35 protein-coding genes and 1 other annotated feature are annotated in these 26,006 nt (G+C 46.0%); all 35 genes read left to right on the top strand.

The annotated features are described in order from the left end of the window. Positions 1–68 precede the first annotated feature (68 nt). The 35 genes from rpmG to rpmD all read left to right on the top strand — a co-directional run bounded on the left by rpmG (position 69) and on the right by rpmD (position 25,986). Entirely contained in the window at positions 69–218 is a 150-nt protein-coding gene (gene rpmG / locus ACFPTP_RS01465; RefSeq protein ID WP_251695529.1) for a 50S ribosomal protein L33, read from the top strand. Between the two features lie 39 nt (positions 219–257). Continuing rightward, positions 258–443: a preprotein translocase subunit SecE gene (secE, locus tag ACFPTP_RS01470; protein WP_381441624.1), complete on the top strand. Its 186-nt coding sequence runs from the start codon at positions 258–260 to the stop codon at positions 441–443. 163 nt (positions 444–606) lie between these two features. Next, a complete protein-coding gene (gene nusG / locus ACFPTP_RS01475) occupies positions 607–1,140 on the top strand; it encodes a transcription termination/antitermination protein NusG (protein ID WP_381441626.1) in 534 nt (177 codons plus the stop codon). Between the two features lie 173 nt (positions 1,141–1,313). After that, entirely contained in the window at positions 1,314–1,739 is a 426-nt protein-coding gene (gene rplK, locus ACFPTP_RS01480; RefSeq protein ID WP_191693394.1) for a 50S ribosomal protein L11, read from the top strand. A gap of 119 nt (positions 1,740–1,858) precedes the next feature. After that, a complete protein-coding gene (rplA, locus tag ACFPTP_RS01485) occupies positions 1,859–2,557 on the top strand; it encodes a 50S ribosomal protein L1 (protein ID WP_381441628.1) in 699 nt (232 codons plus the stop codon). A gap of 45 nt (positions 2,558–2,602) precedes the next feature. Continuing rightward, positions 2,603–2,752, top strand: a sequence feature (ribosomal protein L10 leader region). A gap of 32 nt (positions 2,753–2,784) precedes the next feature. Further along, entirely contained in the window at positions 2,785–3,285 is a 501-nt protein-coding gene (rplJ, locus tag ACFPTP_RS01490) for a 50S ribosomal protein L10 (protein WP_381441629.1), read from the top strand. A 76-nt stretch (positions 3,286–3,361) separates the two neighbouring features. Further along, positions 3,362–3,727 (top strand): 50S ribosomal protein L7/L12, encoded by a 366-nt coding sequence (gene rplL / locus ACFPTP_RS01495; protein ID WP_060203392.1) that lies wholly within the window; start codon positions 3,362–3,364, stop codon positions 3,725–3,727. Between the two features lie 103 nt (positions 3,728–3,830). Further along, complete coding sequence (locus ACFPTP_RS01500; RefSeq protein WP_381441631.1) at positions 3,831–4,439, top strand: class I SAM-dependent methyltransferase; 609 nt, start codon at positions 3,831–3,833, stop codon at positions 4,437–4,439. 213 nt (positions 4,440–4,652) lie between these two features. After that, entirely contained in the window at positions 4,653–8,195 is a 3,543-nt protein-coding gene (gene rpoB / locus ACFPTP_RS01505) for a DNA-directed RNA polymerase subunit beta (RefSeq protein ID WP_381441633.1), read from the top strand. A gap of 106 nt (positions 8,196–8,301) precedes the next feature. Then, on the top strand, positions 8,302–11,895 hold the full coding sequence (rpoC, locus tag ACFPTP_RS01510; RefSeq protein ID WP_381441634.1) for a DNA-directed RNA polymerase subunit beta': 3,594 nt from the start codon (positions 8,302–8,304) through the stop codon (positions 11,893–11,895). A 126-nt stretch (positions 11,896–12,021) separates the two neighbouring features. Beyond that, positions 12,022–12,270 (top strand): 50S ribosomal protein L7ae-like protein, encoded by a 249-nt coding sequence (locus ACFPTP_RS01515; RefSeq protein WP_381441636.1) that lies wholly within the window; start codon positions 12,022–12,024, stop codon positions 12,268–12,270. A gap of 104 nt (positions 12,271–12,374) precedes the next feature. Next, complete coding sequence (gene rpsL, locus ACFPTP_RS01520) at positions 12,375–12,797, top strand: 30S ribosomal protein S12 (RefSeq protein WP_251627860.1); 423 nt, start codon at positions 12,375–12,377, stop codon at positions 12,795–12,797. 35 nt (positions 12,798–12,832) lie between these two features. Continuing rightward, positions 12,833–13,303 (top strand): 30S ribosomal protein S7, encoded by a 471-nt coding sequence (gene rpsG / locus ACFPTP_RS01525; protein ID WP_060203405.1) that lies wholly within the window; start codon positions 12,833–12,835, stop codon positions 13,301–13,303. A gap of 44 nt (positions 13,304–13,347) precedes the next feature. After that, the gene (fusA, locus tag ACFPTP_RS01530) at positions 13,348–15,426 is read left to right on the top strand and encodes an elongation factor G (protein WP_381441637.1); all 2,079 of its coding nucleotides are present in this window, start codon (positions 13,348–13,350) and stop codon (positions 15,424–15,426) included. 125 nt (positions 15,427–15,551) lie between these two features. Continuing rightward, positions 15,552–16,739, top strand: a complete 1,188-nt coding sequence (tuf, locus tag ACFPTP_RS01535; protein WP_252504715.1) for an elongation factor Tu — start codon at positions 15,552–15,554, stop codon at positions 16,737–16,739. Positions 16,740–17,295: 556 nt separating this feature from the next. Continuing rightward, a complete protein-coding gene (rpsJ, locus tag ACFPTP_RS01540) occupies positions 17,296–17,604 on the top strand; it encodes a 30S ribosomal protein S10 (RefSeq protein WP_042478628.1) in 309 nt (102 codons plus the stop codon). A 41-nt stretch (positions 17,605–17,645) separates the two neighbouring features. Further along, positions 17,646–18,275 carry a 50S ribosomal protein L3 gene (gene rplC, locus ACFPTP_RS01545; protein WP_381441639.1) on the top strand — a complete coding sequence of 210 codons (630 nt, stop codon included), beginning with the start codon at positions 17,646–17,648 and terminating at the stop codon, positions 18,273–18,275. Between the two features lie 25 nt (positions 18,276–18,300). Continuing rightward, positions 18,301–18,924: a 50S ribosomal protein L4 gene (rplD, locus tag ACFPTP_RS01550; RefSeq protein WP_060203416.1), complete on the top strand. Its 624-nt coding sequence runs from the start codon at positions 18,301–18,303 to the stop codon at positions 18,922–18,924. After that, the gene (rplW, locus tag ACFPTP_RS01555; RefSeq protein WP_381441640.1) at positions 18,924–19,208 is read left to right on the top strand and encodes a 50S ribosomal protein L23; all 285 of its coding nucleotides are present in this window, start codon (positions 18,924–18,926) and stop codon (positions 19,206–19,208) included. The genes rplD and rplW overlap by 1 nt, the downstream gene beginning before the upstream one ends. Positions 19,209–19,241: 33 nt before the next feature. Further along, complete coding sequence (gene rplB, locus ACFPTP_RS01560) at positions 19,242–20,072, top strand: 50S ribosomal protein L2 (RefSeq protein WP_381441642.1); 831 nt, start codon at positions 19,242–19,244, stop codon at positions 20,070–20,072. Between the two features lie 63 nt (positions 20,073–20,135). Beyond that, a complete protein-coding gene (gene rpsS / locus ACFPTP_RS01565; protein ID WP_060203421.1) occupies positions 20,136–20,414 on the top strand; it encodes a 30S ribosomal protein S19 in 279 nt (92 codons plus the stop codon). A gap of 19 nt (positions 20,415–20,433) precedes the next feature. Then, on the top strand, positions 20,434–20,778 hold the full coding sequence (rplV, locus tag ACFPTP_RS01570) for a 50S ribosomal protein L22 (protein WP_060203423.1): 345 nt from the start codon (positions 20,434–20,436) through the stop codon (positions 20,776–20,778). 3 nt (positions 20,779–20,781) lie between these two features. Continuing rightward, the gene (gene rpsC, locus ACFPTP_RS01575; RefSeq protein ID WP_252504710.1) at positions 20,782–21,438 is read left to right on the top strand and encodes a 30S ribosomal protein S3; all 657 of its coding nucleotides are present in this window, start codon (positions 20,782–20,784) and stop codon (positions 21,436–21,438) included. 2 nt (positions 21,439–21,440) lie between these two features. Beyond that, positions 21,441–21,875, top strand: coding sequence for a 50S ribosomal protein L16 (rplP, locus tag ACFPTP_RS01580; protein ID WP_060203427.1), 435 nt, complete (start codon positions 21,441–21,443; stop codon positions 21,873–21,875). Then, positions 21,865–22,065 carry a 50S ribosomal protein L29 gene (rpmC, locus tag ACFPTP_RS01585; protein WP_009499049.1) on the top strand — a complete coding sequence of 67 codons (201 nt, stop codon included), beginning with the start codon at positions 21,865–21,867 and terminating at the stop codon, positions 22,063–22,065. The genes rplP and rpmC overlap by 11 nt, the downstream gene beginning before the upstream one ends. A gap of 17 nt (positions 22,066–22,082) precedes the next feature. After that, the gene (rpsQ, locus tag ACFPTP_RS01590; RefSeq protein ID WP_147057446.1) at positions 22,083–22,346 is read left to right on the top strand and encodes a 30S ribosomal protein S17; all 264 of its coding nucleotides are present in this window, start codon (positions 22,083–22,085) and stop codon (positions 22,344–22,346) included. A gap of 39 nt (positions 22,347–22,385) precedes the next feature. Beyond that, on the top strand, positions 22,386–22,754 hold the full coding sequence (rplN, locus tag ACFPTP_RS01595) for a 50S ribosomal protein L14 (RefSeq protein WP_251695511.1): 369 nt from the start codon (positions 22,386–22,388) through the stop codon (positions 22,752–22,754). Between the two features lie 35 nt (positions 22,755–22,789). Beyond that, positions 22,790–23,101 (top strand): 50S ribosomal protein L24, encoded by a 312-nt coding sequence (gene rplX / locus ACFPTP_RS01600; protein ID WP_381441645.1) that lies wholly within the window; start codon positions 22,790–22,792, stop codon positions 23,099–23,101. 26 nt (positions 23,102–23,127) lie between these two features. Then, positions 23,128–23,667 (top strand): 50S ribosomal protein L5, encoded by a 540-nt coding sequence (gene rplE, locus ACFPTP_RS01605; protein ID WP_381441646.1) that lies wholly within the window; start codon positions 23,128–23,130, stop codon positions 23,665–23,667. A gap of 19 nt (positions 23,668–23,686) precedes the next feature. Next, positions 23,687–23,872, top strand: coding sequence for a 30S ribosomal protein S14 (gene rpsN / locus ACFPTP_RS01610; RefSeq protein WP_066366377.1), 186 nt, complete (start codon positions 23,687–23,689; stop codon positions 23,870–23,872). 29 nt (positions 23,873–23,901) lie between these two features. Continuing rightward, the gene (gene rpsH, locus ACFPTP_RS01615) at positions 23,902–24,300 is read left to right on the top strand and encodes a 30S ribosomal protein S8 (RefSeq protein WP_060203437.1); all 399 of its coding nucleotides are present in this window, start codon (positions 23,902–23,904) and stop codon (positions 24,298–24,300) included. Between the two features lie 30 nt (positions 24,301–24,330). Continuing rightward, on the top strand, positions 24,331–24,870 hold the full coding sequence (rplF, locus tag ACFPTP_RS01620) for a 50S ribosomal protein L6 (RefSeq protein WP_381441648.1): 540 nt from the start codon (positions 24,331–24,333) through the stop codon (positions 24,868–24,870). Positions 24,871–24,904: 34 nt separating this feature from the next. Further along, on the top strand, positions 24,905–25,267 hold the full coding sequence (gene rplR / locus ACFPTP_RS01625) for a 50S ribosomal protein L18 (protein WP_381441650.1): 363 nt from the start codon (positions 24,905–24,907) through the stop codon (positions 25,265–25,267). 22 nt (positions 25,268–25,289) lie between these two features. Beyond that, positions 25,290–25,790 carry a 30S ribosomal protein S5 gene (gene rpsE / locus ACFPTP_RS01630; protein ID WP_060203444.1) on the top strand — a complete coding sequence of 167 codons (501 nt, stop codon included), beginning with the start codon at positions 25,290–25,292 and terminating at the stop codon, positions 25,788–25,790. Positions 25,791–25,803: 13 nt separating this feature from the next. Beyond that, complete coding sequence (gene rpmD / locus ACFPTP_RS01635; RefSeq protein WP_224654333.1) at positions 25,804–25,986, top strand: 50S ribosomal protein L30; 183 nt, start codon at positions 25,804–25,806, stop codon at positions 25,984–25,986. Positions 25,987–26,006 lie beyond the last annotated feature (20 nt).

The raw sequence follows: 26,006 nt of genomic DNA on the forward strand, positions 1-26,006 counted from the left end.
TAGCAAGGCAATGACTATATACTTAGACTGTCGACAATCGTTGCACGATGGAAGTTCAAGGTGAAAAAATGTCTAAAAAGCTGATTCTATGCTGTGATCGTTGCGGGTCAAGAAACTATGTAATCCCCGCGGGGAATAAACAGACAACGGTCCGGTTCACGGTGAAAAAGTTTTGCAATCAATGCAATGAACATACAGAACATAAACAAACAATCTAGTTGCAGTAATATACTTAGTGTTCGGAGGTCTACGATTGAATGGGTAAGGTAACCGGCTTTTTAAAAGATGTCGTCTCTGAAATGCGGAAGGTCAGCTGGCCGAAGCGGAAAGAATTGACACGCTATACGATTGTTGTTATCGTAACAGTCGTTTTCATGGCAGTCTATTTCGGTCTTGTCGATTTGGGCATTTCAGAAGTAATGGAATGGTATCTTGCGTTATAATAGGACAGCATGAATAATCCTTGTTGAAAAATATCCCGTCTTCTTACATGAACGGGTTTTTTCATTTCTCTGAAATATATTGTGTAATCGGCTTATATACGGGGAATTTATTACTAAGATCTTAAAAGGAGGGACGGACACACAGTCCTACGTCATTATGGAAATGGAGAAAAATTGGTACGTCGTCCACACATATTCAGGCTACGAAAATAAAGTGAAAGCCAACCTTGAAAAACGTGTTGAGACGATGGGAATGCAAGATAAAATATTCCGCGTCGTCATCCCTGAAGAACAAGAAACAGACTTCAAAGATGGCAAAAAACGCACAGTCATGAAAAAAACATTCCCGGGGTACGTCCTCGTCGAACTTATCATGACAGACGACTCTTGGTACGTCGTCCGGAACACACCTGGCGTCACGGGCTTCATCGGATCATCCGGCGGAGGCGCAAAACCGACGCCGCTTCTACCGGAAGAAGTCGATTTCATCCTGAAACAGATGGGCATGAAAGAACGGAAAGCTGAAGCTGACTTCGTAGTAGGCGAAGTGATCGAAGTACTCGACGGTCCGTTCGCGCACTTCCAAGGAAAAGTGGAAGAAATCGATCAGGACAAAGGGAAAGTCCGTGTTTCCGTCGACATGTTCGGCAGAGAGACAATCATGGAACTTGACTTTGAACAAGTTGAAAAAATATAAGAGATTACCACTTGCAAGACGAGCATAATAGTGGTATCATTTCAAAGGTCAGACTGTAAACGAAAAACAGACTGGACGGATTAACCAAATTCTACCGGATGAAACCGGCAGGCACATATTGAGTGGGAGGGGCAACCCAATTACCACATCACGGACTTAAGGAGGTGTGTCTCGTGGCTAAAAAAGTAACCAAAATCGTAAAATTGCAAATCCCTGCAGGTAAAGCTAACCCAGCTCCACCGGTTGGACCGGCACTTGGTCAAGCGGGTGTCAACATCATGGGATTCTGTAAAGATTTCAACGCACGTACAGCGGATCAAGCAGGTCTAATCATTCCTGTTGAAATAACTGTATTTGAGGACCGTTCATTCACTTTTATTACAAAAACTCCACCAGCAGCAGTATTGCTGAAAGTTGCAGCTAATCTTCAAAAAGGTTCAGGCGAACCGAACAAAAAGAAGGTAGCTACTGTAAAACGTGATAAAGTTCGCGAAATTGCAGAACAAAAGATGGAGGACCTTAACGCAGCATCGGTTGAAGCGGCGATGGCAATGGTTGAAGGTACTGCACGCAGTATGGGAATCACGATCGAAGACTGATCGCGATAGTTCCATATCGTGTTTCTTTGTAGTGGGGGTTGCGCTTGTTCCTTGGAACACGCAACCCTTATTCGTGGGAGGTATAATCCGTTAAAACCACAAACGAGGAGGAAATTTTAATGGCTAAAAGAGGTAAAAAATTCACTGAGGCGGCGAAGCTAGTAGATCGCACACAAGCATATGACTTGAAAGAAGCGATCGAGCTTGCAAAGAAAACAAGCACAGTCAACTTTGACGCAACTGTTGAAGTCGCATTCCGTCTTGGGATCGACACTCGTAAAAACGACCAGCAAATCCGTGGAGCAGTCGTGCTTCCAAACGGAACTGGTAAAACTCAACGCGTTCTAGTTTTCGCTAAAGGCGAAAAATTGAAAGAAGCGGAAGCTGCTGGCGCAGACTATGCAGGCGATGCAGAGTACATCACTAAAATCCAACAAGGCTGGTTCGATTTCGACGTTATCGTCGCAACTCCGGACATGATGGGCGAAGTTGGTAAAATCGGTCGCGTATTGGGACCAAAAGGCTTGATGCCAAACCCTAAAACAGGCACAGTGACATTCGATGTCGCGAAAGCTGTTGCGGAAATCAAAGCAGGTAAAGTTGAATACCGTGCGGACAAAGCGGGTATCATCCACGCTCCAATCGGAAAAGCTTCTTTCGATAACGAAAAGCTTGAAGAAAACTTCAAAACTGTTTTTGAAACAATCCAAAAAGCTAAACCGGCTGCAGCTAAAGGAACTTACATGAAGTCAGTGAACATCACGACTACAATGGGTCCTGCGGTTAAAATTGATCCGTCAACTGTAGTTGTAAAATAAAATTATTGACAAGCTTGAAATCTTATAGTAAGATTTCGTTTGTTGTTAACTAAATCATTTGTACCGTAGACAGCAGGGGCGAACTTTCGCTTAATCATCCTGCCGAGGACAAGACGCTCTTTTCTTTTTAAAGATGACGACTTTTCTGCCCTCGTGGTCTACTTTGTGGATCGCGAGGGCTTTTCATATCGGTATGAATGACCCGAATTCTTACAGGAGGTGTCAAGATGAGCAAAGTATTAGAAGCTAAACAAGCGATAGTTGAAGAGATCTCAGGCAAATTGCAATCTGCAGTTTCCGTTGTCGTAGTTGACTATCGTGGTCTTAACGTGAGCCAAGTTACGGAACTTCGTAAACAGCTTCGTGAAGCAGGCATCGACTTCAAAGTTTACAAAAACTCAATGTCTCGCCGTGCTGCTGAAACAGCTGGACTTGAAGGGTTGAATGAGCATTTGGTAGGTCCAAACGCAATCGCATTCTCTACTGAAGATGTTGTTGCTCCTGCTAAAATCCTTAACGACTTCGCTAAGAAGAACGACAAGCTTGAAATCAAAGCAGGTGTGATTGAAGGAAACGTCGCTTCTGTTGAAGATATTAAAGCATTGGCAGATCTTCCATCCCGCGAAGGACTTCTTTCCATGCTACTCAGCGTTCTACAAGCTCCAATGCGCAACTTCGCGCTTGCAACAAAAGCAGTTGCAGAGCAAAAAGAGGAACAAGGCGCTTAAGTTTACTCAAGCGGCCTGAACAAAAATCTGCGGGATGATTCCCGACAAAACAAAACCTATTTAGGAGGAAAACATAATGACTAAAGAACAAATCCTTGACGCGATTAAAGAAATGACAGTTCTTGAATTGAACGACCTTGTAAAAGCAATCGAAGAAGAATTCGGCGTAACTGCTGCAGCTCCAGTTGCAATGGTTGGCGGAGCAGGTGCTGGTGAAGCTGCTGCTGAGCAAACTGAATTCGACGTAGTTCTTGCATCTGCAGGAGATCAAAAAATCAAAGTTATCAAAGTCGTTCGCGAACTTACTGGCCTAGGCTTGAAAGAAGCGAAAGAAGTAGTTGATAACGCTCCAAAAGCAATCAAAGAAGGCGTTTCTAAAGAAGAAGCTGAAGAAATGAAAGCGAAACTTGAAGAAGTTGGCGCTGGCGTAGAAGTTAAGTAATTTTTGAATAATGAAGAAAGGCTCGTCATGTTGGACGGGCTTTTCTTCGTTTTTTTATCTTCAAAGAAAAATGGGCAACCTTTCGGGAGGAAGGAGGATCAGTATGTCTGAACATTACTATTCTAAAAATCCAGCAGTTAAAAGTGATCCGAAGGAATGGCAAGCGACATTGCGCGACAAGCGTCTGCGTTTCAAGACGGATGCAGGTGTATTCAGCAAAGGGGAAGTGGATTTTGGTTCCCGCCTGTTAGCGGAAACGTTCACTATGCCTGATGTGGAAGGCGACGTGCTGGATGTCGGCTGCGGATATGGACCTATCGGATTATCGATCGCCGCATCTTTTCCGGATCGGAACATCCAAATGGTCGATGTCAACGAAAGGGCGATGGCGCTCGCGAAAGAAAATGCTGATTTGAACAGCATACGGAATGTGTCGGTTTATCCGAGCGATGCATTGTCGGCTGTAGAGGCGGAAGGCTTCGCCGCAATATTGACGAACCCGCCAATCCGGGCAGGAAAAGAGACGGTATTCAAAATCTATGATGGCGCTTTTTCGAAATTGGCTGCCGGAGGAGAACTATGGGTCGTCATTCAGAAGAAGCAAGGGGCCCCTTCCACAATGGCGCATTTGACGGAGACTTTCGGAAATGTGGAAACCGTGGAGAAGAAAAAAGGATATTTCATACTTAAAGCCCAAAAAACCTTGACCTGAGTGTTTTCTTGTGCTAGTATTGTAAAATGCATAAATAATATAATGCGGTCGTGTGCCCTTTTGCATAAGTTTTGGAAATCTAAGGCATACTGGCAATGGATAAAAGATTGTTAAACCGAAAATGAGCTCTTGCCAGAACTCGTTTTCTTTTTGTTTTTTCGATATCATACACTATTTTTATGATTTCGCAAAGGACTAATATTGTTTTGAGGGGTGAAAGAGTTGACAGGTCATTTAGTTCAGTATGGTCAACACCGTCAGCGCAGAAGTTTCGCGCGGATCAATGAAGTTCTCGAGCTGCCGAATTTGATTGAAATCCAGACGGCATCTTATGAGTGGTTCTTGGAAGAAGGATTGCGGGAAATGTTCCGTGATATTTCTCCGATCCAGGATTTCACAGGTAATCTTTCGTTGGAATTCATTGATTATCAACTTGGTGAACCGAAATACCCTGTTGATGAATCGAAAGAGCGTGACGTAACGTATGCAGCGCCGCTCCGCGTAAAAGTGCGATTGCATAACAAGGAAACTGAAGAAGTGAAGGAACAGGACGTTTTCATGGGTGACTTCCCGCTTATGACTGAAAACGGAACGTTCATCATCAACGGTGCGGAAAGGGTTATCGTATCCCAGCTCGTCCGATCCCCGAGTGTCTACTTCAATGATAAGACGGACAAGAATGGTAAGCGTGGATTTGCGGCGACTGTCATTCCGAACCGCGGTGCATGGCTTGAGTATGAGACTGACGCGAAAGACGTAGTTCATGTCCGAATCGACCGTACCCGTAAATTGCCGATTACCGTCCTTCTCCGTGCGCTTGGTTTTTCAACGGATCAAGAGATCATCGATTTGATCGGAGACAACGAGTATTTGCGCAATACGCTTGAAAAGGACAACACGGAAACGTCAGAAAAGGCGTTGCTTGAAATTTATGAGCGTCTCCGTCCCGGCGAACCGCCGACATTGGACAGCGCCAAAAGCCTGCTGTACTCCCGCTTCTTCGACCCGAAAAGGTATGATTTGGCGAACGTAGGCCGTTATAAAATGAACAAGAAGCTTCATCTGCAAAACCGTCTGTTCAACCAAACAGTTGCGGAAACACTTGCAGACCCGGAAACAGGTGAAATTCTAGTTGAGAAGGATCAGTTGCTAGACCGACGGACGTTGGATCGCCTATTGCCTCATCTTGAAAAAGGTGTCGGCATCCAGGAAGTATCGCATGTCGGCGGAGTGCTGGAAGATGACATCACAATCCAGACGATCAAGATCTATGCTCCGAAGAGCGAAGAGAAGCAAGTGATCAATGTCATTTCGAATGCGGGCATCGATGAGTCGGTGAAACATGTTACACCTGCGGACATCGTCGCTTCCATCAGCTATTTCTTCAACTTGTTGCATGGAGTAGGAAATACGGATGATATCGACCATCTCGGAAACCGTCGTCTACGTTCGGTTGGTGAATTGCTGCAAAACCAATTCCGAATCGGATTATCCCGTATGGAACGTGTCGTTAAAGAACGTATGTCCATCAATGACACACAATCGATCGTGCCTCAGCAATTGATCAATATCAGACCGGTCATTGCTTCCATCAAGGAATTCTTCGGTAGCTCCCAGCTATCTCAATTCATGGATCAGACGAACCCGCTTGCCGAATTGACGCATAAACGACGTCTGTCTGCATTGGGACCTGGTGGTTTGACGAGGGAGCGCGCGGGCATGGAAGTCCGTGACGTCCACTATTCCCACTATGGCCGTATGTGTCCGATTGAAACGCCGGAAGGCCCGAACATTGGATTGATCAACTCCCTTTCAACATTTGCGAGAGTGAATAAATTCGGTTTCATTGAAACGCCTTATCGGAAGGTTGACCCTGAAACTGGACGCGTCACTCACCAAATCGATTATTTGACTGCGGATATCGAGGATAACTATGTCGTTGCGCAGGCGAATGCGCCGCTCAACGAAGACGGTTCTTACGTAAATGAAGAAGTTGTCGGACGTTTCCAAGGGGATAACACAGTGTTCAAGCGCGAGCAGATCGACTATATGGACGTATCTCCTAAACAAGTTGTCTCTGCAGCGACTGCTTGTATCCCATTCCTTGAGAACGATGACTCGAACCGTGCCCTGATGGGTGCGAACATGCAACGTCAAGCTGTACCTTTGTTGAACCCGGAAGCCCCATTTGTCGGTACGGGTATGGAGCACGTGTCAGCGCGTGACTCAGGGGCTGCCGTTATTGCGAAATACCACGGAATCGTCGAGCATGTCGAAGCGAAGGAAATTCGCATTCGTCGCATCGAGGCAGTGGATGGCAAAGAAGTGAAGGGCGACTTGACGATTTACAGGCTCGATAACTTCATCCGTTCCAACCAAGGGACTTGCTATAACCAACGTCCGATCGTCAGTGTCGGAGATCGTGTGAAACCGCGCGACATCCTTGCAGACGGACCGTCCATGGATAAAGGGGAGCTTGCGTTAGGCCGCAACGTTCTCACGGCATTCATGACATGGGACGGATATAACTATGAAGATGCCATCATCATGAGCGAACGTCTTGTGAAAGATGATGTCTTTACTTCGATCCATATCGAAGAGTACGAATCGGAAGCCCGGGACACGAAGCTCGGACCTGAAGAGATCACTAGGGATATCCCGAACGTTGGGGAAGAAGCCCTTCGCAACTTGGATGACCGCGGTATTATCCGTATCGGTGCAGAAGTTCGCGACGGTGACATTCTCGTCGGAAAAGTGACACCTAAAGGGGTGACCGAACTGACAGCTGAAGAAAGGCTGCTACATGCCATCTTCGGTGAAAAAGCGCGTGAAGTACGTGATACTTCATTACGTGTTCCTCACGGTGCAGGCGGAATCGTCCTTGACGTGAAAGTGTTCAATCGTGAAGATGGAGACGAATTGCCACCGGGCGTAAATCAGCTCGTCCGTGCGTATATCGTACAGAAGCGTAAAATATCCGTAGGGGATAAGATGGCTGGACGCCATGGTAACAAAGGGGTCATTTCCCGTATCCTGCCTGAATCGGATATGCCATACCTTCCGGACGGAACGCCGATCGATGTCATGTTGAACCCGCTTGGGGTGCCATCCCGTATGAACATCGGACAGGTATTGGAGATGCACCTTGGAATGGCTGCCCGGAATCTGGGCATTCATATGGCTTCGCCGGTATTTGACGGTGCGAACGAAGAGGATGTCTGGACGACGATGGAAGAAGCGGGCATGAACCGCGACGGAAAGACGATCCTTTACGATGGCCGTTCAGGTGAACCATTCGATAGCCGCGTATCTGTCGGCGTCATGTATTTGATCAAGCTTGCGCATATGGTCGACGATAAGCTGCATGCTCGTTCGACTGGACCATACTCGCTCGTTACACAACAGCCGCTCGGAGGGAAAGCCCAATTCGGCGGACAGCGTTTCGGAGAGATGGAAGTGTGGGCGCTTGAAGCATACGGTGCCGCGTATACATTGCAAGAAATTCTTACCGTCAAGTCGGATGACGTCGTCGGCCGTGTGAAAACGTACGAAGCGATTGTCAAAGGCCAAAGCGTTCCGCAGCCAGGCGTTCCTGAATCATTCAAAGTATTGATCAAAGAACTGCAAAGCCTTGGGTTGGACGTGAAGATGCTGACGGAAGAATTCGAAGAAATCGAAATGCGAGATCTCGATGATGATGACGATATGCAACCAACAGATGCATTGAATCTCATGGCTGAAGATCAAACGGTTTGATGAATTAATTTACACAATTGGATAGGGGAGCTATGAACGCTCCTCTATTTTAAACGATACTGATGAGAGTCCATCGCGGAGATAAGATAAGAGGGAGGTAGGCTCCTTGATAGATGTAAACAATTTTGAGTATATGAAAATCGGCCTTGCTTCACCGGATAAAATTCGTTCTTGGTCTTATGGTGAAGTAAAAAAACCCGAAACGATCAACTATCGTACGTTGAAGCCCGAGAAAGACGGTCTGTTCTGTGAACGGATCTTCGGACCTACAAAAGACTGGGAATGTCATTGTGGAAAATATAAGCGCGTCCGTTACAAAGGCGTAGTCTGTGATCGATGCGGCGTCGAAGTGACCCGTCAAAAAGTGCGCCGTGAGCGTATGGGACATATCGAGCTTGCGGCACCGGTCACGCATATTTGGTATTTCAAAGGCATCCCGAGCAGAATGGGTCTTATTCTCGATATGACGCCGCGTGCGTTGGAAGAAATCATTTATTTCGCATCATACGTTGTCGTCGATCCTGCAGATACGCCGCTTGAGCGGAAACAATTGCTTTCCGAGAAGGAATTCAGACTGTACCGTGAAAAGTACGGCTCGAAATTCCAGGCGCTCATGGGCGCAGAAGCGATTGAGCAGCTTCTGATGGCAATTGATTTGGATAAAGAAACGGAAATGCTGAAAGAAGAATTGAAGACAGTACAAGGTCAACGCCGTACACGTGCAATCAGACGCTTGGAAGTCGTCGAATCTTTCCGTAACTCCGGAAACCGTCCGGAATGGATGGTTCTCGAAGTTTTGCCGGTCATTCCTCCTGAGCTGCGCCCAATGGTACAGTTGGACGGCGGCCGTTTCGCAACATCCGACTTGAACGATCTTTACCGGAGGGTCATTAACCGTAACAACCGGTTGAAGCGTCTTCTTGATCTCGGAGCACCTGGCATCATCGTTCAGAACGAAAAGCGTATGCTTCAGGAAGCCGTCGACGCGCTCGTTGATAATGGACGACGCGGACGTCCGGTTACTGGACCAGGAAATCGTCCGTTGAAATCCCTCTCCCATATGTTGAAAGGGAAGCAAGGTCGCTTCCGTCAAAACCTATTGGGTAAACGGGTCGATTATTCTGGCCGTTCGGTTATTGTTGTCGGTCCTAACTTGAAGATGTACCAATGTGGTCTTCCGAAAGAGATGGCTATTGAATTGTTCAAGCCATTCGTCATGAAGGAATTGGTCGAACGCGGACTTGCTCACAACATCAAGAGTGCAAAACGTAAGATCGAACGTTTGCATTCCGAAGTTTGGGATGTCCTCGAAGACGTCATTAAAGAGCATCCGGTCCTACTGAACCGTGCCCCTACCCTTCATAGACTTGGAATCCAGGCGTTCGAGCCGATGTTGGTGGAAGGCCGTGCCATCCAGCTTCATCCACTCGTATGTACAGCATACAACGCCGACTTTGACGGTGACCAAATGGCTGTCCACGTTCCGCTTTCAGCAGAGGCTCAAGCTGAAGCGCGATTGCTCATGCTTGCCGCACAAAACATCTTGAACCCGAAAGACGGAAAACCGGTCGTTACTCCATCCCAGGATATGGTATTGGGTAACTACTACCTTACGTTGGAAAGGGAAAGGTCCATAGGTGAAGGATCGATCTTCAGCAATATGAATGAAGCTTTGATTGCATATCAAACAGGTCATGTCCATTTGCACACGAGAATCGCAATCCAAGCTGGTTCCTTGAACAACCCGACATTTACAGAAGAACAGAACCGCAAGCTTTTATTGACGACGATCGGGAAGCTTATTTTCAATGAAATCCTTCCTGAAACGTTCCCATACATCAATGAGCCGACGAACCACAATCTACAGATTGAAACGCCGGATAAATACTTCATTGATGGAACGGTCGATGTCAAAGAGCATATTCAAAATGCGGAGATCGTCCTTCCGTTCCGTAAGAAAATTCTGGGTAACATCATCGCGGAAATCTTCAAGAAGTTCCATATTACGGAAACTTCAAGAATGCTTGACCGGATGAAAAACCTTGGTTTCAAATATTCAACTCGCGCAGGCATCACGGTCGGTATTTCTGACATCGTCGTATTGCCGAACAAAGATGAAATCCTGCAAGAGGCGCAAGATAAAGTAGATAAAGTGACGCAGCAATTCCGCCGCGGTCTCATTACTGAGGAAGAGCGTTATGACCGAGTCATTTCCTACTGGAGCAATGCGAAGGACGTCATCCAGGATAAACTGATGGACTCTCTTGAAAATACAAACCCTATTTACATGATGAGTGACTCAGGTGCCCGTGGTAACGCGTCCAACTTCACACAGCTCGCGGGAATGCGGGGACTGATGGCCAACCCGGCTGGCCGTATCATCGAGTTGCCGATCAAGTCATCGTTCCGTGAAGGATTGACAGTACTCGAGTACTTCATTTCCACGCACGGTGCTCGTAAAGGTCTTGCGGATACAGCGTTGAAAACTGCCGACTCCGGTTACTTGACACGTCGTCTTGTAGACGTTGCGCAAGATGTCATCGTACGCGAAGACGACTGCGGAACGGACAGAGGACTGCAAATCAGTGCACTTACTGAAGGAACAGAAGTCATCGAAACATTAGAAGAGCGTATTGAAGGCCGTCATACGAAGAAGACGATCCGCCATCCGGAAACGGGCGAAGTGATTGTTCCGAAAGATGGTCTTATCACTGCAGATCTTTCAAATGAAATCATCGGCGCGGGCATCGAAACAGTTACAATCCGCTCCGCGTTCACTTGTAATACAAAACACGGTATTTGTAAAAAATGTTACGGCATCAACCTTGCGACCGGTGAAGCAGTCGAAGTCGGGGAAGCGGTCGGTATCATCGCTGCGCAATCGATCGGTGAGCCTGGTACACAGCTTACGATGCGTACATTCCATACAGGTGGAGTTGCAGGGGATGATATCACATCTGGTCTTCCACGTATCCAAGAGATTTTCGAAGCCCGGAATCCGAAAGGTCAGGCAGTCATTTCGGAAATCAAAGGTGAAATCACCGAGATTGACGAAATCCGTGAAGGACAGAAGGAAATTACAATTCAAGGGGAAGTCGAGACGCGCAAATATCTCGCGCCGTACAATGCCCGCTTGAAAGTGCAAGTCGGCGATTCGATCGATCGCGGGGACATCATTACGGAAGGTTCCATCGATCCGAAAGAATTGATCGTCGTCAAAGACGTCGCGACTGTACAAGAATATCTTCTTAAAGAAGTTCAGAAAGTATACCGTATGCAAGGTGTTGAGATCGGTGATAAGCACGTTGAAGTGATGGTTCGCCAAATGCTTCGTAAAGTACGTGTCATCGAAGCAGGAGACACGGATCTACTTCCGGGCTCATTGCTCGATATCCACCAATTCGCCGAAGCGAATGCATCCGTATTGAAGAGCGGGAAAGCGCCGGCTACATCACGACCGGTTATTCTCGGTATTACCAAAGCGTCGCTTGAGACGGAATCCTTCTTATCGGCAGCATCCTTCCAAGAAACGACCCGCGTCCTAACAGATGCGGCGATCAAAGGAAAAACGGATGAATTGCTTGGTCTGAAAGAGAACGTCATCATCGGTAAGCTTGTTCCGGCTGGAACGGGCATGCAGCGCTATCGTCAGATCCAAATGGAACAAGACGAAGAGGCGACTGCAGCAGTTGTCGAATAAACAATGATTGAATGGGGAGAGAAAAAATCCTCTCCCCATTTTTTATTAATTGTTGACATGCTTCTTCGCAGATGATAATATACAAAAGGTTGATAGTTGAATGTCTGTACTTTGGAGGATGTACGAATGTCTTATGAAAAAGTCGAGCAGGCAAAGAAGACAATCATCGGTACAAAGCAAACAGTGAAAGCGATAAAGTCTGGCGTAGTGAAGGAAGTCGTCATTGCGAAAGATGCCGAAGAAAAGCTGATTGACCCGGTAATAGGGGAAGCAGCCCAGCACGGTGTTCAAGTAAGTTATGTCGATTCGAGGGAAAAGCTCGGTCAGGCATGCGGCATTCAAGTCGGTGCGTCCGTCGTCGCCATTACTGTATGATGGTTTTTGTGTGATGAAACACACAAAGACTTTGTTTTTACCCCAAAAATGAACCACCTGGATGTGTGGTCTTACAAAAAAGCACAGTGAAAGGAGGAAATCCGATGCCTACAATTAACCAATTGGTCCGTAAACCACGTAAATCGAAATCGGACAGTTCCAAGGCACCAGCACTCGGAAAAAGCTATAACAGCTTCAAAAAGTCGATGACAAATGTCAACTCGCCACAAAAAAGAGGTGTTTGTACTCGTGTGGGTACAATGACTCCGAAGAAACCGAACTCGGCTCTTCGTAAATATGCGCGTGTTCGTTTGACAAACACTTTGGAAGTGAACGCATATATCCCTGGTGAAGGTCACAACCTTCAAGAGCACAGCGTTGTTCTTATCCGCGGAGGACGTGTAAAAGACTTACCGGGTGTTCGTTACCACATCGTACGTGGAGCGCTTGATACTGCTGGAGTTACTGGCCGTATGCAAAGCCGTTCACAATACGGTGCGAAAAGACCAAAAGAAAAGAAAAACTAATAACGGAATGATTATTTCGAAAGGAGGAAAACAATATGCCTCGTAAAGGTCCTGTTGCAAAACGTGACGTATTACCGGATCCGATTTACAATTCGAAGCTTGTCACTCGTCTTATCAACAAAATGATGGTGGACGGTAAAAAAGGTACATCTCAAAATATCCTCTATGGTGCGTTTGAACTTGTGAAAGAACGCTCAGGTAAAGACGCTTTAGAAGTATTTGAAGCAGCATTGAACAATGTTATGCCAGTGCTTGAAGTACGTGCTCGCCGTGTCGGTGGTGCGAACTACCAAGTTCCGGTCGAAGTTCGTCCTGAACGCCGTACAACTCTCGGATTGCGTTACCTAGTGAACTACTCCCGCTCACGCGGTGAGAAAACAATGGAAGAGCGTCTTGCGAATGAAATCCTTGATGCTTCCAACAACACAGGTGCATCCGTGAAACGCCGTGAAGAAATGCACAAGATGGCAGAAGCGAACAAAGCATTCGCTCACTATCGCTGGTAAGATCGGACTTACACCTTAATCCGAAACGGAAGGAGATATACAAAATGGCTAGAGAGTTCTCCTTAGAGAATACTCGTAACATTGGTATCATGGCTCATATCGACGCCGGTAAGACGACGACAACTGAGCGGATCCTTTTTTACACAGGTAAGATCCATAAGATTGGTGAAACGCACGAAGGGGCTTCCCAAATGGACTGGATGGAGCAGGAGCAAGAGCGTGGAATCACGATCACGTCTGCTGCGACAACAGCTGCATGGAAAGGCCATCGTGTAAACATCATCGATACTCCAGGACACGTAGACTTCACAGTTGAAGTTGAACGTTCACTTCGCGTATTGGATGGTGCTGTAACAGTTCTTGACGCTCAATCTGGCGTTGAACCACAAACGGAAACAGTTTGGCGCCAAGCGACAAACTATAAAGTTCCACGTCTTGTTTTCGTTAACAAGATGGACAAAACAGGTGCGGACTTCCTTTACTCTGTAGGCACTCTTCATGATCGTCTACAAGCGAATGCGGTTCCTATCCAACTACCGATCGGTGCTGAAGATAATTTCAGCGGCATCATCGACCTCGTTGAAATGAAAGCTACTATGTACGGTAACGACCTCGGAACGGATACGACAGTTGAAGATATTCCGGAAGAATACCGTGAGCAAGCTGAAGAGTACCGTGAGAAATTGGTCGAAGCGATTGTAGACTTCGATGAAGATCTAATGGAAAAATACCTCGGCGGCGAAGAGCTGACAGTAGAGGAAATTAAAACTGCAATCCGTAAAGCGACACTTGCTGTAGAATTCTACCCTGTTGTTTGCGGTACGGCTTTCAAAAACAAAGGTGTTCAATTAGTCCTCGACGCAGTTGTAGACTACTTGCCATCACCAATCGACATCCCTCCAATGATGGGTGTCAACCCGGAGACAGAACAAGAAGAAGAGCGTCATTCCAGCGACGAAGAGCCATTCTCTGCTCTAGCGTTCAAAGTTATGACAGACCCTTATGTCGGTAAGCTTACATTCTTCCGTGTGTATTCCGGAGTTCTTCAATCAGGGTCATATGTCATGAACTCTACAAAAGGAAAACGTGAGCGTGTAGGACGTATCCTACAAATGCACGCGAACTCCCGTGAAGAGATTTCTGAAGTGCATTCTGGTGAAATCGCAGCGGCAGTCGGTTTGAAAGATACTGGAACAGGTGACACGCTTTGTGACGACAAAGCACCAATCATCCTTGAGTCCATGGAATTCCCAGAACCGGTTATCTCTGTAGCAATCGAACCGAAGACAAAAGGTGACCAGGACAAGATGGGTACGGCTCTTGCGAAACTTCAAGAGGAAGACCCGACTTTCCGCGCACACACTGACCAAGAAACAGGCGAAGTCATCATCGCTGGTATGGGTGAACTTCACCTTGATATCATCGTTGACCGTCTACGTCGTGAATTCAAAGTCGAAGCGAACGTCGGAGCACCACAAGTTTCTTACCGTGAAACATTCCGCACTGCTGCGGAAGTTGAAGGGAAATTCGTCCGCCAATCAGGTGGTCGTGGTCAATATGGTCACGTTTGGATCGAGTTCTCGCCGAACGAAGAAGGAAAAGGTTTCGAATTCGTAAACGCTGTCGTCGGTGGAGTTGTTCCTCGTGAGTATATCGGATCCGTTGAAGCGGGTGTTCGTGACTCCTTGAATAATGGTGTTCTTGCAGGTTATCCGTTGATCGATGTTAAGGCCCGTCTATTTGATGGTTCTTACCATGACGTCGACTCCAACGAGATGGCGTTTAAGATCGCTGCTTCCATGGCACTAAAAAATGCGGCTGCAAAATGTAATCCTGTTCTTCTTGAGCCAATGATGAAAGTTGAAGTCATCATCCCTGAAGAGTACATGGGCGACATCATGGGTGATATCACTTCACGCCGTGGTCGCGTGGAAGGTATGGACGCTCGCGGCAACGCACAAGTTGTCCGTGCAATGGTTCCACTTGCAGAAATGTTCGGTTACGCAACTTCACTTCGTTCGAATACACAAGGCCGTGGAGTATTCTCCATGACATTCGATCACTATGAAGATGTTCCGAAATCAATTGCAGAAGAAGTCATCAAGAAAAATAAAGGTGAATAATTAAATTTCATCCTTGTTTCCATCATTGATTACTTGTAAGATATGGATAGTTGGAGGGAGTTCTTTCTCCAGCATCCATGCTTATAAAAAATAAAACATTCATATTTTTAAGGAGGAATTCCACAATGGGTAAAGAGAAATTCGATCGCTCCAAGGAGCATGCTAACGTTGGTACAATCGGTCACGTTGACCATGGTAAAACAACTTTGACTGCTGCAATCGCAACAGTTCTTTCGAAAAAAATGGGTGGAGAAGCGAAATCTTACGCTGACGTAGATAACGCTCCAGAAGAAAAAGAGCGTGGAATCACGATCAATACTTCACACATCGAGTATGAAACTGACAAGCGTCACTATGCACACGTTGACTGCCCAGGTCACGCTGACTACGTTAAAAACATGATCACTGGTGCAGCTCAAATGGACGGCGGAATCCTAGTTGTTTCTGCAGCTGACGGCCCAATGCCACAAACTCGTGAGCACATCCTTCTTTCCCGTCAAGTAGGTGTTCCTTACCTAGTTGTATTCATGAACAAATGTGACATGGTTGACGACGAAGAGCTTCTTGAGCTAGTCGAAATGGAAATCCGTGACCTTCTTTCTGAGTATGAGTTCCCTGGCGACGACATTCCTGTCATCAAAGGTTCTGCTCTTAAAGCTCTTGAAGGTGAAGCTGAGTGGGAAGAGAAAATCGTTGAACTTATGAACGCTGTTGACGAGTATATCCCAACACCACCACGTGACACTGACAAGCCATTCATGATGCCAGTTGAGGACGTATTCTCAATCACTGGCCGTGGTACAGTTGCTACAGGACGTGTTGAGCGTGGACAAGTTAAAGTCGGTGACGTTGTTGACATCATCGGTTTGACTGACGAGCCAAAATCAACTACTGTAACAGGTGTTGAAATGTTCCGTAAGCTTCTTGACTATGCAGAAGCTGGCGACAACATTGGTGCACTTCTTCGTGGTGTATCCCGTGAAGACATCGAGCGTGGTCAAGTACTTGCTAAACCAGGTACAATCACACCACACACTAAATTCAAATCAGAAGTTTACGTTCTTTCAAAAGAAGAGGGTGGACGTCACACTCCATTCTTCTCTAACTACCGCCCACAGTTCTACTTCCGTACAACTGACGTAACTGGAATTATCCATCTTCCAGAAGGCGTAGAAATGGTTATGCCTGGCGACAACGTTGAAATGACAGTTGAACTTATCGCTCCAATCGCGATTGAAGAAGGTACTAAATTCTCAATCCGTGAAGGTGGACGTACAGTAGGCGCTGGCGTTGTAGCTAGCATCGAAAAGTAATAAACTTTTAAATCCCGCACTCGTGCGGGATTTTTTTAATGCTTTTCGATTGTTAAAAGGCATTTGGCGCGAATAAATACGACTGGATCTAAGGATTGCTGCCGCGGTAATGGGGAACAATCATTTAGAGCCCATTCTTTCCCGTTTAGGGTCCATTCTTTTAATCAAGGGCTCATTCTTTCCCGTTTAGGGTCCATTCTTCTAAACAAGGGCTCCATTATTCCATCCAGAACTCAATTAATCTCTCGCAGTTCAATCGCTTCTTCTACCACACGCCAAAAAGGGATGCGGTTCGCGAAAAACCTCACTATTTTTCACGTAAAATCCCACAAAACAGTTGAATTATAAGCAGCATCCTATTATAATAAAAAAGCTGAGAAAAGAATTTCGCCAAAAGGCTTGCGGGATTCTTTTTCTTTATGTATAATGTTGAATGTTGGTCTTTGACTGCGATGAAGCGGGAGGTTGCCGACACACCCGGCCGCTTTGCCATGGCATGTGTGTGGGAAATTTCCGTGGAGAATGTCTAGAAAATAGGCGAGAAGGAGGGAAAGTAATGGCAAAACAGAAGATTCGTATCCGTTTAAAAGCATATGATCACAGAATTCTTGATCAGTCAGCTGAAAAAATCGTAGAAACAGCAAAACGTTCAGGTGCAAGCGTATCAGGTCCGATACCTCTTCCAACTGAAAGATCTGTTTATACAATTCTTCGTGCGGTACATAAGTACAAAGATTCGCGCGAGCAGTTCGAAATGCGTACGCATAAACGTCTTATCGATATCGTCAACCCGACACCACAAACTGTCGATGCATTGATGAAACTCGATCTACCGTCTGGCGTTGACATTGAAATCAAACTTTAATCGCTAAAAATAAAAATTATTAATTTCAGGAGGTGTGACAAATGACCAAAGGAATCTTAGGGAAAAAAGTCGGCATGACGCAAATCTTTGCTGAAAACGGCGATCTCATTCCAGTGACTGTGATTGAAGCTGCTCCAAACGTTGTTCTTCAAAAGAAGACAGTTGAAACAGACGGCTACGAAGCAATCCAGCTTGGATTCGACGACAAACGTGAGAAGCTTGCAAACAAACCTGAAAAAGGACACGTTGCAAAAGCTGAAACGGCACCTAAGCGCTTCATTCGCGAATTCCGCGGAGTAGATGCAGCTGGGTATGAAGTTGGTCAGGAAGTCAAAGTCGATACATTCGCAGAAGGCGATATCGTCGATATTACAGGAGTATCAAAAGGTAAAGGGTTCCAAGGTGTTATTAAACGCCACGGATTCTCACGCGGACCAATGAGTCACGGTTCCCGTTTCCACCGTGCGCCAGGTTCACTAGGTGCGGTTGACGGACAACGCGTGTTCAAAGGTAAAAAATTGCCTGGACGTACTGGTGGAGACACTGTTACGATCCAAAACCTTGAAATTGTACGAGTTGACGCTGAGCGTAACTTGTTGCTAGTTAAAGGTAATGTTCCAGGAGCACGCAAATCACTTATCCAAGTGAAAAGCGCAATCAAAGGGAACTAAATCTTAAAGGAAGGAGGAAACAAAAATGCCTAAAGTATCCGTACTAAGTCAGACAGGTTCTTCAGTTGGCGACATCGAATTGAACGAAGCGATTTTCGGTATCGAACCAAATGAAGCTGTCCTATTCGAAGCATTGGTTCAACAACGCGCATCTTTGCGCCAAGGTAACCATAAAGTAAAAACTCGCGCGGAAGTTGCTGGCGGTGGCCGTAAACCATGGCGCCAAAAAGGGACTGGACGTGCTCGTCAAGGGTCGATCCGTTCACCACAATGGCGTGGAGGCGGTATCGTATTCGGTCCGACTCAAAGAAGCTACAGCTACAAGCTTCCTAAGAAAGTTCGTCGTTTGGCACTCCTTTCAGCACTTTCAACAAAAGTGCGCGATGAAGAAATCATCGTATTGGACGCTCTTACATTCGACGCGCCAAAAACAAAAGAATTCACGAAGGTCCTTACAGATCTTTCAATCGATAAAAAAGCATTGTTCGTAACAGCTGACCTTGATGAAGCAGTGGCATTGTCCGCTCGTAACATCCCTGGAATCAGCGTCGTTACAGCAAACGGCATCAACGTTCTTGACCTTGTCGCTCATGACAAGCTTGTCATCACAAAAGATGCAGTTCAAAAAATTGAGGAGGTGCTTGGTTAATGGAAGCACGTGATGTACTAAAACGTCCGGTCATTACCGAGCGTTCTTCAGAACAAATGGAATACAAAAAGTACACTTTTGAAGTAGACGTGCGCGCTAACAAAACACTTGTGAAGCAAGCTGTCGAAGAAATCTTCGGAGTGGAAGTAGAAAAAGTCAACGTACAGAACTACAAAGGCAAGTTCAAGCGTATGGGCAAACATGCCGGTTACACGAACAAGCGCCGCAAAGCGATTGTAACTTTGACTGCTGACTCAAAAGACATCGAACTATTCGAAATGTAATTGATTCGTAAATAAACGAAGGAGGGAACACCAATGGCGATTAAGAAATACAAACCTACCTCCAACGGACGTCGTAACATGACTAGCTCTGACTTCTCTGCAATCACTACAGACAAGCCGGAAAAATCATTGCTTGAACCAATCAAGCGTAAAGGCGGACGTAACAACCAAGGTAGGACGACTGTTCGTCACCAAGGTGGAGGCCACAAGCGCCAATACCGTGTCATCGACTTCCAACGTCGGAAAGATGGCATTCCAGGACGCGTTGCTACAATCGAATACGATCCAAACCGTTCTGCTAACATCGCCCTTATCAACTATGCTGATGGGGAAAAACGCTATATCCTAGCTCCAAAAGGATTGGAAGTAGGAATGACAGTAATGTCAGGTCCAGAAGCGGATATCAGAGTAGGAAACTCACTTCCACTTGAAAACATCCCGATGGGTTCTACTATCCACAACATCGAATTGAAACCTGGCAAAGGCGGCCAATTAGTACGTTCTGCAGGTACATCTGCACAACTACTTGGACGTGAAGGCAAATATGTCATCATCCGTCTACAATCCGGTGAAGTTCGCATGATCCTATCAACTTGCCGTGCTACAATAGGTCAAGTAGGAAACGAACAACACGAATTGATCAACATCGGTAAAGCAGGTCGTTCACGCTGGATGGGCAAACGTCCAACTGTACGTGGATCTGTCATGAACCCTAACGATCACCCGCACGGTGGTGGTGAAGGACGTACACCAATCGGCCGTCCGAGCCCAGTTACACCTTGGGGTAAACCAGCTCTTGGCTACAAAACTCGTAAGAAAAACAACAAATCCGACAAACTTATCGTTCGTCGCCGCAAAAAATAATGTGATGACACTGCGGTTCGGTAAGAGGACCGTAGTACAATCATCACGGGAGGAGGTTTTTCCATGGGCCGCAGCTTGAAAAAAGGACCTTTTGCAGATGATCATCTAATGAAAAAGGTCGACGCTCAAAAAGATGCACAAAAGAAACAGGTCATTAAAACTTGGTCTCGCCGTTCCACAATCTTCCCATCCTTCATCGGATTGACGATTGCAGTATATGACGGACGCAAGCACGTACCTGTCTACGTGACTGAAGATATGGTTGGTCACAAACTCGGTGAATTCGTACCTACGCGCACATACAAAGGTCATGGCGCAGACGATAAGAAAACAAGACGTTAATTGAGAGGAGGTTAATCTGATGCAACAAGCAAAGGCTACTGCCCGTACAGTCCGTATTGCTCCTCGCAAAGTCCGTTTGGTCGTTGATCTTATCCGGGGCAAGAAAATCGGTGAAGCTGTCGCAATTCTACGCCTGACGCCGAAAGCGGCATCTCCGGTTGTAGAAAAAGTTTTGAAATCAGCAATCGCTAACGCTGAACACAACTATGAAATGGATGTTGAGAACATGATCGTCAGCGAAGTATTCGTTGATGAAGGTCCAACAATGAAACGTTTCCGTCCACGCGCACAAGGTCGTGCAAGTGCGATCAACAAACGTACTAGCCACATTACAGTAGTGGTATCCGAAAAGAAGGAGGGGTAATTCGTGGGTCAAAAAGTACATCCTAATGGTTTACGGGTTGGCATCATTCGTGATTGGGATTCGAAATGGTATGCAGAAAAAGACTATGCGAATCTTCTACATGAAGACTTGAAAATCCGTGAGTACATCGAAAAACGCCTTGTCGATGCAGCAGTTTCCAAAGTGGAAATTGAACGTGCGGCAAAGCGTGTCAATATTACAATCCACACTGCGAAGCCGGGCATGGTGATCGGTAAAGGCGGTTCTGAAGTCGAAGCACTTCGTAAATCGTTGAACGATATCACTGGCAAGCGTGTACACATCAACATCGTAGAAATCAAACGTGCTGATCTTGACGCGAAATTGGTTGCAGAATCAATCGCACGTCAATTGGAAGGCCGTGTATCATTCCGTCGTGCTCAAAAACAAGCAATCCAACGCACAATCCGCGCTGGTGCAAAAGGAATCAAAACACAAGTTTCCGGACGTCTTGGCGGTGCTGATATCGCTCGTGCGGAACACTACAGTGAAGGTACTGTTCCTCTTCATACATTACGTGCAGACATTGACTATGCACACGCAGAAGCTGACACTACATATGGTAAGCTTGGCGTAAAAGTATGGATCTACCGGGGAGAAGTCCTTCCAGTGAAGAAGAACTCTGAGGAAGGAGGCAACTAATTATGTTAATGCCTAAACGCGTTAAATATCGTCGTGTATTCCGTGGTAAAATGCGCGGAACTACAAAAGGCGGAGCATCTGTACAATTCGGTGAGTTCGGCCTGCAAGCGACTGAATCAGGTTGGATCACAAACCGTCAGATCGAATCTGCCCGTATCGCAATGACACGTTACATGAAACGTGGCGGTAAAGTTTGGATCAACATCTTCCCACACAAGCCATATACGAAAAAGCCTCTTGAAGTCCGGATGGGTTCCGGTAAAGGTGCTGTAGAAGGCTGGGTAGCAGTAGTAAAACCAGGTCGTGTAATGTTTGAAATCGCAGGTGTGTCAGAAGAGGTTGCCCGTGAAGCACTTCGTCTCGCATCTCACAAACTGCCCGTGAAGAGCAAGTTTGTAAAACGTGAAGAAATTGGTGGTGAATCTAATGAAAGCTAAAGAAATCCGTGACTTAACAACTGCAGAAATCGAGCAAAAAGTGAAATCACTGAAAGAAGAGCTTTTCAACCTTCGCTTCCAATTAGCGACAGGACAATTAGAAAACACTGCACGCATCCGTGAAGTTCGCAAATCGATTGCGCGCATGAAAACTGTAATACGTCAAAGAGAGATCAGTGCAAATAACTGATGAAGGAGGTTGCAGCCATGACTGAGCGTAACCAGCGCAAGGTATATACAGGCCGTGTAGTATCCGACAAAATGGATAAAACGGTTACCGTAATGGTAGAGACACACAAAAAGCACTCTTTATACGGCAAACGTGTAAAGTATTCGAAGAAATTCAAGGCCCATGACGAATTGAATGAAGCGAAAATCGGCGATGTAGTTCGCATTATGGAAACTCGTCCACTTTCAGCTACAAAGCGTTTCCGCCTCATCGAAGTAGTCGAAAAAGCGGTCATCATCTAATATCGTTCGGAAAGTAAATTCCGAGAGGAGGTAGCCTCAATGATTCAACAAGAAAGCCGTATGAAAGTTGCCGATAACTCAGGAGCACGTGAAGTTCTAACAATTAAAGTGCTTGGCGGAACAGGCCGTAAAACTGCAAATATCGGTGACGTCGTTGTTGTAACAGTGAAAAAAGCAACACCAGGTGGCGTTGTCAAGAAAGGCGACGTTGTCAAAGCTGTTATCGTCCGCACGAAAAGCGGAGTTCGTCGTAAAGATGGCTCCTACATTACGTTCGACGAAAACGCATGTGTTATCATCCGTGATGACAAGAGCCCACGTGGAACACGTATTTTCGGACCAGTTGCACGCGAATTGCGCGACAGCAACTTCATGAAGATCATTTCACTAGCTCCAGAAGTTCTTTAATCACATGACAGTGCCAATCAAGGAGGTGCGATGAAATGCACGTTAAAAAAGGCGATAAAGTTATGGTCATCACCGGAAAAGACAAAGGTAAGACCGGAGTAATCTTAGCCGCTTTCCCTAAAAAGGATCGCGTGCTTGTGGAAGGCGTCAACATTGTTAAGAAACATACAAAGCCGAATCAAGCAAATCCTCAAGGCGGAATCGTCAGCCAAGAGGCAGCTATCCATGTATCCAACGTCATGCCAATCGATCCTAAAACAGGTGAGCCTACTCGCGTAGGATACAAATTCGAAAATGGCAAAAAGATTCGTATTGCGAAAAAATCCGGTGAAGCACTGGACAAATGAGTAATGGATGAAAGGAGGTCCAACTGATGAGCCGATTAAAAGATAAATTTTCGAAAGAAATCACACCTGCTCTCATGAGCAAGTTTGAATATACTTCAGTAATGCAAGTACCAAAAGTAGAGAAAATCGTCATCAATATGGGTGTTGGTGATGCTGTTCAAAACTCTAAAGCGCTTGACGCGGCAGTGGAAGATCTAACAATCATTTCCGGTCAAAAGCCAGTTGTAACAAAAGCGAAAAAATCAATCGCTGGATTCCGTCTTCGTGAAGGAATGCCGATTGGAGCTAAAGTTACATTGCGCGGAGAACGCATGTATGAGTTCCTGGACAAGTTGATCTCAGTTTCACTTCCACGTGTTCGTGACTTCCGAGGTGTATCGAAGAAAGCATTCGACGGTCGCGGAAACTACACACTTGGTGTGAAAGAACAGCTGATTTTCCCTGAAATTGACTACGATAAAGTATCTAAAGTACGAGGAATGGATATCGTCATCGTTACGACTGCTAACTCCGATGAAGAAGCACGCGAGTTGCTAACGCAGTTCGGCATGCCGTTCCAAAAGTAAACTAAAGGGAGGCGAAAACGTGGCTAAGAAATCAATGATTGTTAAACAGAAACGTACGCCAAAGTTCAAGGTTCAAGAATATACACGTTGCGAGCGCTGTGGTCGTCCGCACTCCGTATATCGTAAATTTAAACTTTGCCGTATTTGTTTCCGAGAACTCGCATATAAGGGACAAATTCCTGGCGTTAAAAAAGCTAGTTGGTAATCCCCTAACTTGGGAAGGAGGTTAATGGAATGACAATGAGTGATCCGATCGCAGATATGCTTACACGCATCCGTAACGCGAACATGGTTCGCCACGAGAAGCTTGAGGTACCTGCTTCAAACATGAAAAGAGAAATCGCTGAAATCTTGAAACGTGAAGGTTTCGTCCGCGATGTTGAATATGTGGAAGATAGCAAACAAGGCATTATCCGCATTTTCCTTAAATATGGTCAAAACAACGAGCGTGTTATCACTGGTCTTAAACGTATCTCAAAACCTGGTCTTCGTGTTTACGCAAAAACAAATGAAGTGCCTAAAGTTTTGAATGGCCTTGGTATCGCCCTTGTATCCACGTCAAACGGTCTCCTTACTGATAAGGAAGCACGTGCAAAACAAGTAGGCGGAGAAGTCGTAGCTTACGTTTGGTAATCTGTAACAATTGAATGGAGGTGCAATAGAATGTCCCGAATTGGTAAACGTCCGATCGAGGTTCCTGAAAACGTGACAGTTACTATCGCTGATAATAACGTTGTCACTGTTAAAGGCCCGAAAGGCGAACTTACAAATACATTTAACGCTGATATTAAAATCGAGCAGGAAGGCAATGTCATCACTTTGACTCGCCCGACTGACTCTAAAGAACACCGTTCCATCCACGGAACAACTCGTTCCCTTCTGGACAACATGGTAACTGGTGTATCTAAAGGTTTTGAACGTACACTTGAACTTGTTGGGGTTGGGTACCGTGCTCAGCTTCAAGGCAAGAAACTCGTATTGAACGTAGGGTACTCCCACCCGGTTGAATTCACGCCGGAAGAAGGAGTCGAAGTAGAAGTTCCTGCAAATACGAAAATCATCGTTCGCGGTATCAACAAAGAGCGCGTCGGTGCATTGGCGTCGAACATTCGTCAAGTACGCCCGCCTGAGCCGTATAAAGGTAAAGGTATCAAGTATGAAGGCGAGCAAATCCGTCGTAAAGAAGGTAAAACAGGTAAATAATGCCGCTTAAAGGCATTCGGAAGGAGTGACCACGATGATCACGAAACAAGATAAGAACGCTACCCGCAAAAAACGTCACGCACGTGTGCGTACGAAAATCAGCGGAACTCCAGCGCGTCCACGCTTGAACGTTTTCCGTTCAAACAAACATATCTATGCACAACTAATCGACGATATGAATGGCGTTACGATTGCTAGTGCTTCCACTATGGATAAAGGGTTCGATTTGGACTCTAAGGCGAATGCCGAAGCAGCAGCTAAAGTCGGCGAGATGATCGCGAAGAAAGCCGTTGAAAAGGATGTCAAATCGGTTGTTTTCGACCGTGGCGGATACCTATTCCACGGCCGTGTGAAAGCTCTTGCAGACGCAGCACGCGAAAATGGACTGGAATTTTAATTAAGAAGGAGGGACATATTTCATGCGTCGTAATGATCAGAATAGAAGTGAATTCGAAGAACGCGTAGTAACGATCAACCGCGTAGCGAAAGTGGTAAAGGGTGGACGTCGTTTCCGCTTCACAGCACTTGTCGTTGTCGGAGATAAAAACGGCCGCGTCGGTTTTGGAACAGGGAAAGCGCAAGAGGTTCCTGATGCAATCCGTAAAGCAATCGAAGATGCGAAGAAAAACTTGATCGAAGTGCCAATGGTTAAAGGAACGACTCCACACGAAATTATTGGACGTTTCGGTGCAGGCCAAATCCTTATCAAACCGGCAGCACCTGGTACAGGAGTAATCGCCGGAGGACCTGTCCGTGCGGTACTTGAACTTGCAGGAATCACGGATATCCTTTCAAAATCCTTAGGATCAAGCACACCGATCAACATGGTACGTGCAACAATTGAAGGATTGAAGAATTTGAAACGCGCTGAAGAGGTTGCTAAGTTGCGCGGCAAATCCGTTGAAGAACTGTTAGGTTAAGGGGGGAAACACAATGGCAAACAAACTTGAAATCACCCTTACGAAAAGTGTAATCGGCGCTAAGCCGGCACAACGTAAAACAGTTGAAGCTCTCGGTCTGCGTAAGTTGAATCAGACGGTTGAACATCAAGACAACGTAGCAATTCGTGGCATGATCAGCAAGGTTAGCCACTTGGTCACTGTTAAAGAACAATAATGCACATTTTCGAAATAAGG

The organism is Sporosarcina koreensis (assembly GCF_042655825.1).
GTDB classification, from domain to species: Bacteria; Bacillota; Bacilli; order Bacillales_A; family Planococcaceae; genus Sporosarcina; species Sporosarcina koreensis.

Bases quoted from the DNA above. Each gene is read 5' to 3' on its own strand.
- ACFPTP_RS01500 (WP_381441631.1), top strand. From the start codon at position 3,831: ATGTCTGAACATTACTATTCTAAAAATCCAGCAGTTAAAAGTGATCCG.
- rpsH (WP_060203437.1), top strand. From the start codon at position 23,902: ATGACAATGAGTGATCCGATCGCAGATATGCTTACACGCATCCGTAAC.
- rpsJ (WP_042478628.1), top strand. From the start codon at position 17,296: ATGGCAAAACAGAAGATTCGTATCCGTTTAAAAGCATATGATCACAGA.
- rpsG (WP_060203405.1), top strand. From the start codon at position 12,833: ATGCCTCGTAAAGGTCCTGTTGCAAAACGTGACGTATTACCGGATCCG.
- rpsL (WP_251627860.1), top strand. From the start codon at position 12,375: ATGCCTACAATTAACCAATTGGTCCGTAAACCACGTAAATCGAAATCG.
- rplB (WP_381441642.1), top strand. From the start codon at position 19,242: ATGGCGATTAAGAAATACAAACCTACCTCCAACGGACGTCGTAACATG.
- rpmD (WP_224654333.1), top strand. From the start codon at position 25,804: ATGGCAAACAAACTTGAAATCACCCTTACGAAAAGTGTAATCGGCGCT.
- rplX (WP_381441645.1), top strand. From the start codon at position 22,790: ATGCACGTTAAAAAAGGCGATAAAGTTATGGTCATCACCGGAAAAGAC.
- rplJ (WP_381441629.1), top strand. From the start codon at position 2,785: ATGAGCAAAGTATTAGAAGCTAAACAAGCGATAGTTGAAGAGATCTCA.
- rpsS (WP_060203421.1), top strand. From the start codon at position 20,136: ATGGGCCGCAGCTTGAAAAAAGGACCTTTTGCAGATGATCATCTAATG.
- rplW (WP_381441640.1), top strand. From the start codon at position 18,924: ATGGAAGCACGTGATGTACTAAAACGTCCGGTCATTACCGAGCGTTCT.
- nusG (WP_381441626.1), top strand. From the start codon at position 607: ATGGAGAAAAATTGGTACGTCGTCCACACATATTCAGGCTACGAAAAT.
- rplP (WP_060203427.1), top strand. From the start codon at position 21,441: ATGTTAATGCCTAAACGCGTTAAATATCGTCGTGTATTCCGTGGTAAA.
- tuf (WP_252504715.1), top strand. From the start codon at position 15,552: ATGGGTAAAGAGAAATTCGATCGCTCCAAGGAGCATGCTAACGTTGGT.
- rplL (WP_060203392.1), top strand. From the start codon at position 3,362: ATGACTAAAGAACAAATCCTTGACGCGATTAAAGAAATGACAGTTCTT.
- rplV (WP_060203423.1), top strand. From the start codon at position 20,434: ATGCAACAAGCAAAGGCTACTGCCCGTACAGTCCGTATTGCTCCTCGC.
- rplR (WP_381441650.1), top strand. From the start codon at position 24,905: ATGATCACGAAACAAGATAAGAACGCTACCCGCAAAAAACGTCACGCA.
- rpmC (WP_009499049.1), top strand. From the start codon at position 21,865: ATGAAAGCTAAAGAAATCCGTGACTTAACAACTGCAGAAATCGAGCAA.
- rplA (WP_381441628.1), top strand. From the start codon at position 1,859: ATGGCTAAAAGAGGTAAAAAATTCACTGAGGCGGCGAAGCTAGTAGAT.
- rpsQ (WP_147057446.1), top strand. From the start codon at position 22,083: ATGACTGAGCGTAACCAGCGCAAGGTATATACAGGCCGTGTAGTATCC.
- rplE (WP_381441646.1), top strand. From the start codon at position 23,128: ATGAGCCGATTAAAAGATAAATTTTCGAAAGAAATCACACCTGCTCTC.
- ACFPTP_RS01515 (WP_381441636.1), top strand. From the start codon at position 12,022: ATGTCTTATGAAAAAGTCGAGCAGGCAAAGAAGACAATCATCGGTACA.
- fusA (WP_381441637.1), top strand. From the start codon at position 13,348: ATGGCTAGAGAGTTCTCCTTAGAGAATACTCGTAACATTGGTATCATG.
- rpmG (WP_251695529.1), top strand. From the start codon at position 69: ATGTCTAAAAAGCTGATTCTATGCTGTGATCGTTGCGGGTCAAGAAAC.
- rpsE (WP_060203444.1), top strand. From the start codon at position 25,290: ATGCGTCGTAATGATCAGAATAGAAGTGAATTCGAAGAACGCGTAGTA.
- secE (WP_381441624.1), top strand. From the start codon at position 258: ATGGGTAAGGTAACCGGCTTTTTAAAAGATGTCGTCTCTGAAATGCGG.
- rplF (WP_381441648.1), top strand. From the start codon at position 24,331: ATGTCCCGAATTGGTAAACGTCCGATCGAGGTTCCTGAAAACGTGACA.
- rplN (WP_251695511.1), top strand. From the start codon at position 22,386: ATGATTCAACAAGAAAGCCGTATGAAAGTTGCCGATAACTCAGGAGCA.
- rplC (WP_381441639.1), top strand. From the start codon at position 17,646: ATGACCAAAGGAATCTTAGGGAAAAAAGTCGGCATGACGCAAATCTTT.
- rplD (WP_060203416.1), top strand. From the start codon at position 18,301: ATGCCTAAAGTATCCGTACTAAGTCAGACAGGTTCTTCAGTTGGCGAC.